Source organism: Olivibacter sp. CPCC 100613, assembly GCF_036959255.1.
In the GTDB taxonomy this organism is placed as follows: domain Bacteria; phylum Bacteroidota; class Bacteroidia; order Sphingobacteriales; family Sphingobacteriaceae; genus Olivibacter.
Genome location: NZ_JAWMTI010000003.1, coordinates 308,174 through 323,203 on the forward strand (window position 1 = coordinate 308,174; position 15,030 = coordinate 323,203).

The 15,030-nt window shown below is 39.0% G+C and carries 13 protein-coding genes; 4 read left to right on the forward strand and 9 right to left on the reverse strand.

Annotation, left to right across the window (positions count from 1 at the left end):
• Positions 1-9: 9 nt before the first annotated feature.
• Positions 10-2,625: an alanine--tRNA ligase gene (alaS, locus tag RYH73_RS12280; RefSeq protein ID WP_335313730.1), complete on the reverse strand. Its 2,616-nt coding sequence runs from the start codon at positions 2,623-2,625 to the stop codon at positions 10-12.
• Positions 2,626-2,784: 159 nt separating this feature from the next.
• A complete protein-coding gene (locus RYH73_RS12285) occupies positions 2,785-4,155 on the reverse strand; it encodes a dipeptidase (RefSeq protein ID WP_335313731.1) in 1,371 nt (456 codons plus the stop codon).
• A 429-nt stretch (positions 4,156-4,584) separates the two neighbouring features.
• On the opposite strand from RYH73_RS12285, the gene RYH73_RS12290 reads away from it, so the two are divergent.
• The gene (locus RYH73_RS12290; protein ID WP_335313732.1) at positions 4,585-5,787 is read left to right on the forward strand and encodes an MFS transporter; all 1,203 of its coding nucleotides are present in this window, start codon (positions 4,585-4,587) and stop codon (positions 5,785-5,787) included.
• A gap of 51 nt (positions 5,788-5,838) precedes the next feature.
• On the opposite strand, the gene trpA is transcribed toward RYH73_RS12290, so the two are convergent.
• From trpA to recR, 6 genes are all read right to left on the reverse strand, one after another.
• Positions 5,839-6,624 (reverse strand): tryptophan synthase subunit alpha, encoded by a 786-nt coding sequence (trpA, locus tag RYH73_RS12295; protein WP_335313733.1) that lies wholly within the window; start codon positions 6,622-6,624, stop codon positions 5,839-5,841.
• Positions 6,625-6,655: 31 nt separating this feature from the next.
• Complete coding sequence (gene trpB, locus RYH73_RS12300; protein ID WP_335314112.1) at positions 6,656-7,840, reverse strand: tryptophan synthase subunit beta; 1,185 nt, start codon at positions 7,838-7,840, stop codon at positions 6,656-6,658.
• A gap of 53 nt (positions 7,841-7,893) precedes the next feature.
• Positions 7,894-8,490 (reverse strand): phosphoribosylanthranilate isomerase, encoded by a 597-nt coding sequence (locus tag RYH73_RS12305; RefSeq protein ID WP_335313734.1) that lies wholly within the window; start codon positions 8,488-8,490, stop codon positions 7,894-7,896.
• A gap of 28 nt (positions 8,491-8,518) precedes the next feature.
• A complete protein-coding gene (gene trpD / locus RYH73_RS12310) occupies positions 8,519-9,523 on the reverse strand; it encodes an anthranilate phosphoribosyltransferase (protein ID WP_335313735.1) in 1,005 nt (334 codons plus the stop codon).
• A 297-nt stretch (positions 9,524-9,820) separates the two neighbouring features.
• Positions 9,821-10,633, reverse strand: coding sequence for an SDR family oxidoreductase (locus tag RYH73_RS12315; protein ID WP_335313736.1), 813 nt, complete (start codon positions 10,631-10,633; stop codon positions 9,821-9,823).
• A 54-nt stretch (positions 10,634-10,687) separates the two neighbouring features.
• Positions 10,688-11,302, reverse strand: a complete 615-nt coding sequence (gene recR, locus RYH73_RS12320; protein ID WP_335313737.1) for a recombination mediator RecR — start codon at positions 11,300-11,302, stop codon at positions 10,688-10,690.
• A gap of 129 nt (positions 11,303-11,431) precedes the next feature.
• Here recR and RYH73_RS12325 point away from each other — a divergent pair, with 129 nt between their 5' ends.
• On the forward strand, positions 11,432-12,136 hold the full coding sequence (locus RYH73_RS12325; protein ID WP_335314113.1) for a TIGR00730 family Rossman fold protein: 705 nt from the start codon (positions 11,432-11,434) through the stop codon (positions 12,134-12,136).
• A gap of 75 nt (positions 12,137-12,211) precedes the next feature.
• On the opposite strand, the gene RYH73_RS12330 is transcribed toward RYH73_RS12325, so the two are convergent.
• Complete coding sequence (locus RYH73_RS12330; protein ID WP_335313738.1) at positions 12,212-13,438, reverse strand: Glu/Leu/Phe/Val dehydrogenase dimerization domain-containing protein; 1,227 nt, start codon at positions 13,436-13,438, stop codon at positions 12,212-12,214.
• Between the two features lie 230 nt (positions 13,439-13,668).
• Here RYH73_RS12330 and lgt point away from each other — a divergent pair, with 230 nt between their 5' ends.
• Together lgt and RYH73_RS12340 are read left to right on the forward strand one after the other, a co-directional pair.
• Positions 13,669-14,535: a prolipoprotein diacylglyceryl transferase gene (lgt, locus tag RYH73_RS12335; protein ID WP_335313739.1), complete on the forward strand. Its 867-nt coding sequence runs from the start codon at positions 13,669-13,671 to the stop codon at positions 14,533-14,535.
• Between the two features lie 32 nt (positions 14,536-14,567).
• Positions 14,568-15,020 (forward strand): Fur family transcriptional regulator, encoded by a 453-nt coding sequence (locus RYH73_RS12340; RefSeq protein ID WP_335313740.1) that lies wholly within the window; start codon positions 14,568-14,570, stop codon positions 15,018-15,020.
• Positions 15,021-15,030 lie beyond the last annotated feature (10 nt).

A 15,030-nucleotide genomic window follows, 5' to 3' on the forward strand; every position in this document is an offset into this window, starting at 1 on the left:
TTATTTCACTTAAACAACAAAAGATTTAGCTTTTTCAATAGCAACAGCTAAACCCGAAGAATCCTTCCCTCCTGCCGTTGCAAAAAAAGGTTGACCTCCTCCACCACCTTTTATTTCTTTTGCCAATTCTCTCACAATTTTTCCAGCGTCTAGGCCATGCTTTACAAGGTCGTCCGATAACATCACTGTTAAATTTGGTTTGCCATCTAAATCAGCAGCCAATACGAGAAACAGATTGTTATTAATTGCATTTTTAATAGCGAAAGCCAAATTTTTAATCGCATCTATAGTTGATAAGCTCACTCGTTCGCCAATAAATTGGATCCCATTGATATCAACAGCTTTTTCAATAAGTACTTGCTTCAGCTGTTGTGCTTTTTCCATAGAGGACTTCTCTACCTCCTTTTTCAGTTTGCTGTTTTCTTGCAAAAGATTGGTGACTGCAATACTAAGATCATTAGGGTTTTTAAGTAAGTCCTTCAACTCATTGATAAGTCTCTCCTGTCCTTCAACAAACGCTTCTGCTCGCCTACCGGTAATAGCCTCAATACGTCGTACACCTGCGGCGACAGCACCCTCGCTCAGAATTTTGAAGAATCCTATATTTCCCGTATACAATACATGCGTTCCACCACATAATTCTTTGGAGAAATTTTCATCGAAGATAATTACCCTTACGAAATCACCATATTTTTCACCAAATAAAGCCGTAACCCCCATAGCAATAGCATCATCATATGGCATATTTCTTTGCTCAACCAACGCTAAATTTTCTCTGATCTTTGCATTGACAATTTGTTCAACCTCCATTAGCTCTTTATCGGAAACCTTCGCAAAGTGAGAAAAATCAAAACGGAGCAGCTCGTCACTTACTAAGGATCCCTTTTGATTGACATGCGCGCCTAGTACTTGCTTTAACGCCGCATGCAATAAATGGGTTGCCGAATGATTACCTTGAATATCCTGACGTCGCGTACCGTCCACCCTTGCAAAAAAAACACCTTCAAGATGCGAAGGAAGTTTTTCAGAAAAATGGATGATCAATCCGTTTTCTTTCTTCGTATCAATAATTTGAATTGTTTCATTCAACGCTTCATCGATCAGGGTACCCCTGTCCCCCACTTGTCCGCCACCTTCTGCGTAAAATGGCGTTTGCGACAATACCAATTGATATTGGCTTTTCCCTTTTGCAGAAACTTTACGGTATTTGAGGATTTTTGTTTTGGCAGTCAGACTATCGTATCCCACAAAGAGTGTTTCTTCTCCCTGGTTTACGATCACCCAATCGCTCGCATCAATGGTTGTTGCCGCTCTTGAACGTTCCTTCTGTTTATTTAAGGCAGTTTCGAAGCCCTTCATATCCACTTCCCACCCCTTTTCACGGGCCATTAAACCTGTTAAGTCAATTGGAAACCCGTAAGTATCATACAACTCAAAAGCGAAGTCTCCATTAACGGTATGCTGATCTGCATGATAATTTTCAAAGCGTTGAATACCCGTAACCAAGGTTCTTAAAAAAGATAATTCTTCTTCTAACACCACTTTTTGTACAAAATCCTGCTGTTTGTAAAGTTCATCAAATACACCTTCAAATTGCTTAGCCAGTGAAGGTACTAATGTATTTAAAAAAGGTTCTTTGAAATTTAGAAAAGTATAAGCATAACGAACCGCTCGACGAAGGATTCTTCTAATCACATACCCTGCTTTATTATTAGACGGCAGCTGTCCATCTGCAATAGCAAAGGAGATCGCGCGAATATGGTCAGCCATTACACGCATGGCAATATCCTGTTGTTCATTTTCACCGTATTGCACCTTGGCTGCTACGGCAATTAATTGAATGAGCGGCTGAAAAACATCCGTATCGTAATTGGAAGTTTTATTTTGCAATACACGAACCAAACGTTCAAATCCCATCCCGGTATCAACATGTTTTGCTGGAAGGGCCTGCAAGGAACCATCTTTTAAGCGATTAAATTGCATAAAGACATTATTCCATATTTCGATCACCTGTGGATGATCCGCATTCACCAGTGTTCCTCCATCAATCATTTCACGCTCTTGATCACTTCTACAGTCCACATGTATTTCAGAGCAAGGACCGCAAGGACCGGTCTCCCCCATTTCCCAGAAATTATCTTTTTTGTTGCCTTTCAGAATGCGAGCTGGATCGATGTGTTCTTTCCAAAAATTATATGCTTCAATATCCTCCGGCAATCCCTCATTAAGATCCCCCTCAAATACAGTAACGTACAACCTGCTTTTGTCTATTTTGTAGACCTCCGTCAAAAGCTCCCAGCTCCAGGCTATGGCTTCTTTCTTGAAATAATCGCCAAAGCTCCAATTGCCCAACATCTCAAACATGGTGTGGTGGTAAGTATCTATACCTACTTCTTCCAAATCATTATGTTTTCCCGAAACTCTTAAACAGCGTTGCGTATCCACAACCCGTGAATACTTAATAGGAGCCTCGCCCAAAAAAAGTTCTTTGAACTGATTCATCCCGGCATTGGTAAACATAAGGGTTGGATCATTTTTTACTACGATTGGTGCAGAAGGCACTATTTCATGTCCCTTGCTTTTAAAAAAATTTAAAAATGCTTGTCTTATTTCTCTACTAGTCATTCACTAGAATAATTAATATTGTTTCAATGGTTATCTTAATGATGCACAAAGTTAAGCTATTTAAGCCATGATCACTAACAGAATCTTGTATATTGAAAAAGCTGTCTAAAAAACACTTACTCGCGCTTCTAGACAGCTTACAACAAAAATCAATGCTAATTACTTACTTAATTCAGCAAAATATTTGTGAAACAAAGGAATGGTTTCTATCCCTTTAAAATAGTTCGCAATATCATATTTTTCATTCGGTGAATGAAGATTATCACTATCTAAACCAAAGCCCATTAATACGGTCTTCAATCCTAATTCTTTTTCAAATAAAGCGACAATAGGGATACTGCCACCACCTCTGCACGGGATCGGTGCTTTTCCAAAAGCTTCCTCGATCGCTTTTTCGGCAGCTTGATAAGCAATACCGTCTGTTGGTGTTACAGCAGGTTCACCACCATGATGAGGGGTCACTTTTACTTTTACATATTTTGGAGCGATCCTTTCGAAATGCTTTTGGAATAGATTTGTAATAACTGCCGATTGCTGATTTGGCACTAATCGCATTGAAATTTTAGCAGAGGCCTTTGATGGAAGAACCGTCTTTGCCCCTTCTCCAATATAACCTCCCCAGATTCCATTCACTTCCAATGTAGGACGAATTCCGGTACGTTCGATGCTTGTATAACCTTTTTCACCCCACAGCTCCTCAACACCAAGATCTTCTTTATATTCATTTTCATCGAAAGGGGCTTGATTCAATGCCTCTCTTTCCTCTTCACTCAACTCAACAACATCATCATAAAAACCAGGAATCGTAATGTGGTTGTTCTCGTCGTGAAGTGAGGCGATCATTTTTGCTAAAATGGTCGCAGGATTTGCCACAGCGCCACCATACACGCCCGAATGCAAGTCTCTATTAGGACCAACCACTTCTACCTCTAAATAAGAAAGTCCCCTCAGGCCTGTTTCAAGCGAAGGTGTTTCTAAGCTGATCATCGCAGTATCAGATATCAAGATAATATCCGCAGCTAGTTTCTCTTTATTCGCTTTGACGAAAACATCCAGGTTTTCGGATCCTACTTCTTCTTCACCTTCGATCATGAATTTAATGTTGCATGGCAAACTATCCGTTTGTTGCATCACTTCAAAAGCCTTTACATGCATATACATTTGCCCTTTATCATCACAAGCACCGCGGGCAAAAATTTTACCGTCACGCACGGTAGGTTCAAACGGTGGTGTGTGCCACAATTCAAGCGGTTCCGGTGGCTGCACATCATAATGTCCATATACGAGAACGGTAGGTTTAGTCGGATCTATAATTTTCTCCCCATAAACAATTGGATTACCTGCTGTCGGACAAATCTCCACGTTATTGGCACCCGCCGTTTTTAATTTTTCAGCAATATAATCGGCCGTTTTTAAGACATCGTTTTTATATTTTGGATCGGCACTAACGGATGGAAAGCGTAGCAATTCAAACAATTCATCTAAAAACCGTTGCTTGTTTGCTTCAATATAGTTTTTAATGTGTGACATAATTTATTGTGTTTGTTGCAAACCTACATAAAATCGGTTAAAATCCCATGTAAACTCATGATATCTCCGTGTTAGATCCATGCTATATACATACGATATACGCTATATAGAAATGGACGAAAACAAGAATAGGGAGCGGATAGAAACTAAAGGATAAGTGGAGTTGATGTGGAAATAAGGTGGACTTAACGTGGATTTAATGCGGACTTAAATAAAAGAAATAGAAAGATTTTAGGATTATTCAGGAAGAGTAATACAAATTTAAATCAATGTTATCTATTTTACAAAGTTCGAGGGATATATAAAGTATAAATATTTCGTAAACTCATCGCACTTTTAATTAAGTTTGTACCATTGCTTCCCAATCCTTGAAAAAGGTTAATACCAAAAATTTTTAAGCATTCAAATGGTAACATAAGCTATGCGATTATGACTCGTTTCTTACACATTTATTTAAATGCTTATCGCGGTTTGTCTCGCCCTGCTTGGATGCTGGCACTTGTCATGTTCATCAACAGAAGCGGGGCCATGGTGCTCCCTTTTTTAGGCGTCTACATGACCAACAAACTTAACTACACGATAGAAGATGCCGGAATCGTTTTAAGCTGTTTTGGTATGGGTGCCGTTAGCGGCTCTTGGCTCGGGGGATGGCTCACTGATCGTTTCGGACATTTTAAGATACAAACGTGCAGCTTATTCTTAACAGCTCCACTTTTCTTCCTTTTACCTCAGCTACAGTCCATGAAATGGCTCGCCTTTGGTATCTTTTCACTGAGTCTTATATCCGAAACGTTCCGACCTGCTAATTCGGTTTCTATCGCTCATTATGCGAAACCCGAAAACATAACAAAGGCTTTTTCCTTAAATAGAATGGCTATTAATTTAGGTTTTTCGATTGGCCCTGCCCTTGGAGGCTTTCTCGCCTCTATTTCGTATGATTTTTTATTTTATGGAAACGGGATCACCTGTTTACTGGCAGGTATCTTGTTCTTTATCTATTTTAAAGGAAAAAAAGGCCATCAGAAGAAAAAAGAAGATAATGCTGAACCTGTCTTTCCAAAACGTTCACCTTATACCGATGTCCCCTTCTTATTGTTTAGCTTTCTTTGTGCCTTATATGCAATCTGTTTCTTCCAATTGCTCAATACACTTCCAATGTTTTATCGGTCGATCTATCAATTAACAGAGTCCCAGATCGGACGCATACTTGCTTTCAGTGGTTTTGTAGTTTTTTCTCTGGAAATGTTGGTTGTACATGTGGCCGAAAAAAAACTATCCACTGCAAGCGTTATTATATTTGGCACGCTATTATGTGGTTTTTCCTATGTGCTTTTAAATCATCACGCAGGTCAATGGATATTGTATTTTTCCATTTTCATTCTTTGTCTATCTGAAATTTTGGCCATTCCTTTTATGGCAACCGTTACCGCTAATAGAAGTGGGAAATATAATCAAGGAGCATATATGGGATTAAATGCGCTGTCATTCTCTATAGCACATATCATATCTCCTTATGTTGGAACGCACGTTGCTGCAACACATGGTTTTACTTCCTTATGGTGGGGTACAGGTATTATAACAACAATTACCGCTGTAGGTTTTATCTGGGTTTTCAGATTAATGAAGCGTTGAAAGGCAACGCTTCATTCACCTTTTGCTATTTCAGTGATCTTATCACATGACTTAGGCAATGACATTTCCTTTTATACGTCCGATAAAGGGTGGAATTTGTTCCAAATAGTTTTCACGGCTAAGTAAGCGAACAAAAGCGCTACCTACAATCGCTGCATCTGCATACTGCAGTGCATGATTAAAACTAACTTCATCAGCAATACCGAAACCAACCACTAAAGGACTACGAAGATTCAACGCCTTAACCCGTTGAAAATAATGCGTTGTTTGTTCAGATATAACGAGATTCTTCCCCGTAGTGGCATAAGATGAAACCATGTAAATGAATCCCGTACTCATTTCATCGATTTTTCTGATACGTTCATCGGAGGTCTGGGGCGTAACTAAAAAGATATTGCTAATATCATATTTCTTAAAAGTTTCTTGATAAAGCTCTTCGTATTCGTACATCGGTAGGTCGGGAACAATGATACCATCAACACCAACTGTTGCGCAAGCTTGACAAAATTTTTCTACTCCATATTGTAATATCGGGTTTACGTATCCCATTAACAACACAGGAATCTGCACTTCTTTTCTTAATTCACTTAATTGGTCAAACAAAAGATCGAGTGACATACCGTTCTTTAAAGCTTCTTCCGAACTATGCTGAATAACCGGGCCATCAGCTACCGGATCGGAATATGGAAAACCTATCTCCAAAAAATCGGCTCCCGATGTCTCTAATAATTTTGCTAATTCAATGGTACTATCTCTATGTGGATAACCGGCAGTAAAGTAAATGGAGAGCAATTTTTTATCGCCCTTGTTGTCAAACAGTTGTTTTATTCTATTCATGCTAATGCTTTTTCTAAGCTTGTTGCTTGTCTTAAAAACTGAAATACTTCATATAATTATCTAAATCCTTATCCCCCCGTCCCGACAGGCATAAGACCACGTTATCCGAAGGTTTAAATGACATTTTTTCCAACTGTGCTAAAGCATGGGCGCTTTCGATTGCAGGAATAATCCCCTCTAATCTGGTTAATAAAAGCCCTGCTTGCATAGCTTCGTCGTCCGTTATACTTACATATTTCACCCGACCGATTTTATGCAGAAATGCATGTTGCGGGCCAATGCCAGGATAATCTAAACCAGCAGAAATAGAATAGGGTTCAACCACTTGCCCATCATCTGTTTGCATCAAAATAGTCCGACTACCATGTAAGACACCTTCTTTTCCAAGAACCGAAGTAGCTGCTGAGTGACCGCTTTCTACGCCTTTTCCAGCAGCCTCTGCCGCAATTAATTGCACTTGTTCATCCGCTAAAAAATGATAAAACATTCCCATGGCATTACTTCCTCCTCCTACACAGGCAATCGCATAATCAGGCGTTTCCCTTCCAGTTTTTTCTAAAAGCTGACTACGCGTTTCAGCCGATATAACGGATTGAAATCGGGCAACCATATCAGGATAAGGATGTGGCCCAACTACGGAACCAATAATATAGTGCGTATCTACCGGGTTATTGATCCAATCCCGCATGGCTTCATTAGTAGCATCTTTCAATGTTTTACTACCAGAAGTTGCAGGACGAACCTCCGCCCCCATCATCTTCATACGGGCTACATTGGGTGCTTGCCTTTTTATATCAATTTCACCCATGTACACCACACAATCAATTCCCATTAAAGCACATACGGTAGCCGTAGCAACACCATGTTGACCAGCGCCGGTTTCTGCGATAATTCGTGTTTTCCCTAAACGTTTTGCTAACAAAATCTGACCGATCGTATTGTTTACTTTATGGGCACCGGTATGGTTCAAATCTTCTCTTTTTAAGAAGATATTAGCTCCATACTTTTCAGAAAGTCGCTGCGCTAAATAAAGTGGAGAAGGTCTTCCAACATAGTCTTTCAACAGTTGTTCGAATTCTTTTTTAAAGCTGTCCTCTTTGATAATTTCTAAGTAACGGAGCCGTAGCTCTTCTATATTTGGGAACATCATTTCCGGGATATAGGCACCGCCAAAATCTCCATAATATCCTTTTTCACTAACCTGATAATTACTCATTTTATCCATTCAATTTATATTTTTCTTTATTAATTTGTATAGACCTCGGTTTTTTAAGAAAAACTATCAGGAAAAGCTGATCGCAATAAGGATACATCCTTGAGTCCCGGACTTTTTTCAAATTTTGAATTTACATCGAGGGCATGTAAGCGCGGGTCATTCATTCTCATGGCAGTTGCTATATTCTCCTGATCAAGGCCTCCGCTCAAAAAAAAAGGTTTTTCCAGCACATATCGTTCCAACAACGACCAATCAAAGCGCTGTCCCGTACCTCCATAGGCCTGACTCTTTGTATCAAAAAGAAAAAAATCAACCAAAGATTCGTAGTCATTCAATTGAGCCCAATTAAAATCCTGCGAGATGCCAAAAGCTTTAATAACCGGCACATCTAGATCTTTTAATTCACTCACAAAGACAGGGTCTTCATCTCCATGTAATTGAATGGCTTGCAAATTGTAATCATATCTTACAGCCCTTATTCGATCAACTGAATCATTAACAAAAACACCTACTTTATTGACCGCTTGCAATGTGCTCAGAAATTCAGGAGATAGATCAGCAATATATCGTTTCGATTGCTTATAAAATATAAAACCGAGGTAATCCGGTTTTAATGAAAGAACCTCCTTGATATTAGCAGGATACTTCATACCGCAAATCTTCAGTTTAGGATGCATATCAATAAAAAGCTTTTTCTTTTCTGACCAATCTGTTAAAACTATAAAGAGCCTTTTTTGATAGTAACGATACTTCCGCTTCATCGTAGCAATCTGCAAAAGATTTATCAGGGCAAATGGTTTGAATAGCTATTGCTGCGTTACACAGTACGACCCTATTTTGAGCAGGTGTAGCGGTACCGTTTAAGACCGCGTTAAAAATACCGGCAGCCTCTTCGATTGTTTCTCCACCGTTTATTTCGTCAGCCTGTACCTTATCAAATCCAATAGATACCAAAGACACATACCGTTCTCCATAGTTGCCAATTACTTTGAAATCTCCCGTCAACGAAATTTCGTCATAGCCATCAAAAGCATGCAATATTGAGTATTGTTTATTGGTCTTCTGATATAAGTACCCGTAAAGACGGGCTAATTCTAAACTAAATACACCAACCGATTGGTAGACCGGTTCGGCCGGGTTGACCAAAGGGCCAAGCATATTAAAGAACGTTTTCACCCCCAATTCCTTGCGTATAGGAGCTACTGTTTTCATGGCTGGGTGGAATAAGGGTGCATGTAAAAAGCAAATACCAGCTTCATCCAAGCTTCGGTAAATTTCGCCTGGCTCATTCGTAAAGCGATACCCCAAAAACTCCATAACATTAGAAGAACCACAACCTGAAGAAACACCGTAGTTTCCATGCTTTGCAACTTGATATCCTGCTCCTGCAACGACAAAAGAAGCAAGAGTTGAAATATTGAAGGTATTTTTCCCATCCCCTCCTGTTCCGCATAAATCAATCAACTTGTATCCTTCAAAATCTATTTTCAAACATAAGTCGAGCATAGCATCCCGAAAACCAGCCAGCTCCTCCACCCGAATATTCCGCATGCAATAAGCCGTCATAAATGCTGCCATTTGTGATGGATTGTATTTACCAGAGGTAATATTGGTTAATATTTCATACGCTTCTTCCTTCGTAAAAGTTTTGCTTTCGAACAAATGTGCCAGTATTTTTTTCATCTATATAATTATTAATGCATCCTGAGCAAAAAAGAATATTAAGTGCTCAAACAGGTTTCGTTCTAAGAAACCAATCCATTAAATTAAAAATTCGTTTTTATGCCATAAAAAAAGGCTTGCGATATGGCAAGCCTTTTTGTTAATTCTATTTAAATGCACTACAAAATGGTTTTGCCACGATTTATCTTCCGTGCCACCACCAGTTTATATGAGCAAATGTTATCTTCATACTTTATAGAGCAAATATGACTAATTAGATTAATATTTGCAAATATTTTTGGTAATAAACGATTGTTGCTAAGCTTTTATCAAAGGATTTTTCTCTCTTGCAAAAAGAGAAAAAACTTTTTTATCTACCCAAGATGGAAAAAATTTATTCATCCACACCGCAAGCTTTCCTTGTGTAGTCATAATTAACGTACGTTTCTTTGCGACAAGCCCCACAACAATACGTCGTGCAACTTCCTCAGCGGTCATCATTTTTTCTTCTTCCATGCTGGTTTCCCCGAATTGTATCCCATTTTTATTGAGCGCCGTATTTCGGATGTTAGAAGCTGTAAAACCTGGACAGGCAACCATTACATGCAAACCCGTTTTCAAATTTTCCACGCGCAGCGATTCCATGAAACCATTCATAGCAAATTTAGACGCTGAATATCCCGTACGTCCAGGTAAACCGCGATAGCCTGCGATTGAAGATACACTCACAACCGAACCTCTGGACTCGAGTAAAGCGGGCAAAGCATATTTCGTACAATACACAGTTCCCCAGAAGTTCACATTCATTAAGTTATGAAGCACTGACAAATCGAGCTCATTAAATAAGGCTCGCATGCTTAAACCTGCATTATTGATAAGAACATCTATTTTTTTAAAAGTTAGTAAGGTCTGCGCAACGAGTTGTTTACAATCTTCTTCACGAGATACATCGCACTGAACAGCTACTACCTGAATATTAAATTCCTTTTTGAGCTCTTCCGCTATTTGGCATAAAGTAACATATTTTCGGGCAGCCAACACCAAGTTCGCTCCCCTTTTTGCCATTTCGCTGGCTAAGGCCAGTCCAATACCAGATGAGGCACCTGTTATAATAATCGTTTTATTCGTCATAAATCGTTGTTGTATGGCATAGACCGTCTGAGGAAAACAGTCTAATCGCAAATTCTAAGCAATACTCCGTTCGTAAGGTACGCGTGTTGCAATGGATCTTCCCAGTGTTACTTCGTCCACATATTCCAATTCACCCCCAAAAGATATTCCTCGAGCAATTGTACTGATTTGGACATTAAAATCCTTTAGTTTTTTATAGAGATAGAAAATCGTTGTATCTCCTTCCATCGTGGCACTAAGTGCTAGAATGATTTCTTGAACATCGTTTTCACGTAGCCTATTTATTAAACTATCAATATTTAGATCAGAAGGTCCAACTCCATCCATTGGCGAAATCAATCCTCCCAAAACGTGATATACACCACTAAATTGATTCGTATTTTCGATTGCCATAACATCTCGCGTATCTTCAACGATGCAGATCAGTCCTTTATCTCTTTTCGGTGCCGCACAAATTTCACAGATTAGCTCATCGGCAATATTATGACAGACAGTGCAATAGCATATATCCGATTTTAACTTAACTAAAGCATCACTAAACTTGGTGACATCACTGGCGGGCTGATTCAACAGATGTAATACCAGACGCAAAGCTGTTTTTTGCCCTATACCGGGCAAGCGACTGAATTCATTAACCGCGTTCTCTAATAGCTTAGAAGAAAAGTTCATAGCACAAAGGTAAGCGAAAACTGACAGAAAAGTTCATAGATAAAAAGGTAAAAAATTTCATTACATTAGCAAAAAACAGTTTCTGGCATGCAGAGAAACCATTTATAATTGAAATAATAGATTGATATGATATCAAGTGAAGACAAGATAAGAAAAGCATTTGAGAATAAAACCTGGCAAGAAATTAAGGTAAAAGATTCTTGGCAGATCTTTAAGATCATGGCTGAGTTTGTAGAAGGTTTCGAAAAATTAGCAAAAATAGGTCCCTGTGTTTCGATCTTCGGATCTGCTCGAACCTCAAGGGATCATAATGACTACAAAATTGCTGAAGAGTGTGCGCGCTTGTTGACGGAGAGAGGTTATGGTGTCATCTCCGGCGGTGGTCCGGGTATTATGGAAGCTGCCAATAAAGGGGCCTATGAAGCTGGTGGTAAATCTGTAGGATTGAACATTGAACTTCCATTTGAACAATTCCACAACAGGTACATAGATCGGGATAAACTACTGGAATTCAATTATTTTTTTGTAAGAAAAGTCATGTTCATGAAATATTCGCAAGGTTATATTGTGCTACCCGGAGGCTTCGGTACCATGGACGAGTTATTTGAGGCGATCACCTTAATACAAACAGGTAAAATTGCCCGTTTCCCGATCGTTTTAGTCGGCAAATCATATTATGGGGGTTTATTCGACTGGGTAAAAGATAGGATGCTTGAAGAGGGAAAAATCAGTCCGGAGGACCTTAACCTATATCGTCTTGTGGACACTGCAGAAGAAGCCGCTGGTCACATATTCAAATTTTACGACAAGTATTTACTTAAACCAAATTTCTAACTGGAAAGAGCACACTTATACTCGTTGCCTATCGCGTCGGGCAGCGAGTAATTAAATTTCCGGTTCTTTTTATATTTATATCAATTGATTTAGGGCGATTTCGTAAGCTCTCGAAGATAAATTTGTCTTTGCAGGAGAAGATAAAAACACCGCTTCCAATGCTTTACGTATGACATGGGACGTATCTGAGAAAATAGCATCATCGCTAATCTCGACATTCGGTTGCATTAAATAAGCAAAAACACGCGCCATACCACAATTAGCGATAAAATCGGGAATCACTGCAACTTGTGCATCCGCAAATTCCATCACAGGACCGTAAAATATTTCGCGATCTGCAAAAGGTACATTAGCTCCTGACGCAATGACTTCCAACCCGTGATTCATTAATTGGACGACATGTTCTTTAGAAACCAATCGAGAAGCGGCAGCAGGAATAAAAATTTCCGCGTCGGTGTGCCAGATTTCCTCATTTGCTTTTTCAAAAGATAATAAGTGCCCACTTTTTAGTGTATTCCTCTCTTTATCTGTGAGAAGCTTTGTGATTTCATGAAGATCAAAGCCGGCAGCTTTCATCAAACCACCCACTCTATCTACAATTCCTACAATTTTAACCCCTAGCTTTGACAAATAATAGCCTGTCGAAGCAGCAACATTTCCCCAACCCTGCACAATGGCTCGTTTTCCTTTACAGTCGCTCCCTATCAAGTGATAATAGTGCTTAATAGACTCTGCTACACCAAAGCCTGTAATCATATCCGCTACTCTATATTTCTTTCGGAGATCCGGAGTATATTTCAGATCTTCCAATACTTTTGAAACACCATATCGTAGCTGACCTATTTGGTGGATTCTTGCGTTTTCTCTAACATTAAAATGTCCATTTAGCACCCCTTCCTGCGGGTGCCACAAACCATAATTTTCAGTCAAGGGGATTACTTCGTTAATCTCATCGATATTTAAATCCCCTCCTGTACCATAATAATTCTTTAATAAAGGGGTGACCACTTTAAACCACCTTTCCAACACTTCCATTTTCCGCGGGTCAGCGGGATCGAAATTGATTCCTGACTTAGCACCTCCGATTGGCGGGCCCGAAACTGTAAATTTAACTTCCATGGTTTTTGCTAACGATTCCACTTCGTGACGATCTAACCCTTTCCGCATTCGGGTTCCACCTCCAGCCGCACCCCCTCTCAGAGAATTGATCACTACCCATCCGATGGCATCGGTTTCTGTATCTTTCCATTCAAAAACGATTTCGGGTTGCCTATTTTCAAAGCGAATCAGCAGATCTCTCATAATTCAGTTATTTTAAGTCATGAAGGTTTAATTTAAAAGAGACCGCAAGATAAGCAAAATAATCACAACATATTTTTTATTTTATCCAAATAAAAATTCAAAAAACAAAGTTTTATAAAAACAATACATAAGCATCAATAAAGCAGCTTCAATCAATCAATAGGTGTTTTTTCTGCTATTTTATTATTATCAAGCAAAGATACAAGGTTGCATATTGAACAATTTTATCTATGTTTGTACATCACATAAACGCACAAATATCCATGTTCGGTTTTTTATCAAGCATACATTGGAACATCGAGCCGGAGATTTTCCGTATCGGTGGGTTCGGGCTCCGTTATTATACATTATGCTTCATGTTGGCATTCTTTTTAAGCTATGTTATCCTGCTAAGGATTTTCAAAAAGGAAGGAAAGCCACAAGAACTATTAGATCAGCTTACCATTTACGTATTTATAGGGACGGTATTGGGTGCTCGGCTCGGGCACTGTTTATTTTATGAATTTGATTATTACAAGAACCATCTATTGGAAATGATATTACCGATTAGAAATGTAAATGGACATATCACCTTTACCGGTTTCCAAGGTTTAGCCAGTCATGGTGGAGCTATCGGTATAATCATAGCCTTATTGCTTTATTGTCGTAAAACAAAAATAAACTTCTGGTGGGTAGCAGATCGTTTAGTAATTGTTGCCGCTTTATCGGGCGCTTTTATTCGAACAGGTAATTTTTTTAACTCTGAAATTATCGGAAAACCGAGTGACCTTCCTTGGTCTGTTGTTTTTTCGCAGATCGATGCCATTCCGCGACACCCTGCGCAGCTTTATGAGGCAATAGGTTATTTAATAATATTTATTTTATTGCTAAACTTGTATAAGCAAGGGAAACATCTTAAGCCCGCTTTCTTATTTGGATGTTTTATGGTTATGGTTTTCGGACTCCGTTTTATCGTTGAATTCGTTAAAGAGAATCAAGAAGCTTTTGAAAACAGCATGGCGCTCAATATGGGACAACTGTTAAGTCTACCTTTTGTGGCTATTGGTTTGTATCTCATTTTTAGAAAACGAAGTGAAGTAGGCCTAAAAACTAAATAAGTATTGCTTTTTATTATTCAATACAAACAGTGATGAGAGAAGAGAAAATTAGGACATTCGAGAATATCTTGCGGAAACATGATCTAAAAGTTACCCATCCAAGGTTAACGGTATTGGAAAAGATTTTCAACAAAGATACAGCAACGTCTCAACCGGATTTAGAAAGATCAATTGGAGATGATATTGATCGGGTTACCCTTTATCGTGTATTGAGCGCCTTTGAAGAAAAAGGTATTATTCATAAAATTTTCGATTTACACGGAACGGCCACTTATGCACTCTGCTCAACACAATGTAAAAGTCATGAGCATCATGATGAGCACGTACATTTCACCTGTTCGAATTGCAATAGCGTGTACTGTTTAGAAGAAATTAAACTACCGAACATTAGTACGCCATCAGGCTTTACAATCGACCAGGTTTCGGTTAACGCCATAGGTATATGCAATAAATGTAAAACTTTAAGAGAAGCTTCCATCGCTTAAATTTAATATG

What these genes read in the sequence shown, in the direction of transcription:
- RYH73_RS12340 (WP_335313740.1), top strand. Translation starts at nt 14,568, where the DNA reads ATGAGAGAAGAGAAAATTAGGACATTCGAGAATATCTTGCGGAAACAT.
- trpD (WP_335313735.1), bottom strand. Translation starts at nt 9,523, where the DNA reads ATGAAAAAAATACTGGCACATTTGTTCGAAAGCAAAACTTTTACGAAG.
- RYH73_RS12290 (WP_335313732.1), top strand. Translation starts at nt 4,585, where the DNA reads ATGACTCGTTTCTTACACATTTATTTAAATGCTTATCGCGGTTTGTCT.
- trpB (WP_335314112.1), bottom strand. Translation starts at nt 7,840, where the DNA reads ATGAGTAATTATCAGGTTAGTGAAAAAGGATATTATGGAGATTTTGGC.
- alaS (WP_335313730.1), bottom strand. Translation starts at nt 2,625, where the DNA reads ATGACTAGTAGAGAAATAAGACAAGCATTTTTAAATTTTTTTAAAAGC.
- trpA (WP_335313733.1), bottom strand. Translation starts at nt 6,624, where the DNA reads ATGAATAGAATAAAACAACTGTTTGACAACAAGGGCGATAAAAAATTG.
- RYH73_RS12305 (WP_335313734.1), bottom strand. Translation starts at nt 8,490, where the DNA reads ATGAAGTATCCTGCTAATATCAAGGAGGTTCTTTCATTAAAACCGGAT.
- recR (WP_335313737.1), bottom strand. Translation starts at nt 11,302, where the DNA reads ATGAACTTTTCTTCTAAGCTATTAGAGAACGCGGTTAATGAATTCAGT.
- RYH73_RS12330 (WP_335313738.1), bottom strand. Translation starts at nt 13,438, where the DNA reads ATGAGAGATCTGCTGATTCGCTTTGAAAATAGGCAACCCGAAATCGTT.
- RYH73_RS12315 (WP_335313736.1), bottom strand. Translation starts at nt 10,633, where the DNA reads ATGACGAATAAAACGATTATTATAACAGGTGCCTCATCTGGTATTGGA.
- RYH73_RS12285 (WP_335313731.1), bottom strand. Translation starts at nt 4,155, where the DNA reads ATGTCACACATTAAAAACTATATTGAAGCAAACAAGCAACGGTTTTTA.
- lgt (WP_335313739.1), top strand. Translation starts at nt 13,669, where the DNA reads ATGTTTGTACATCACATAAACGCACAAATATCCATGTTCGGTTTTTTA.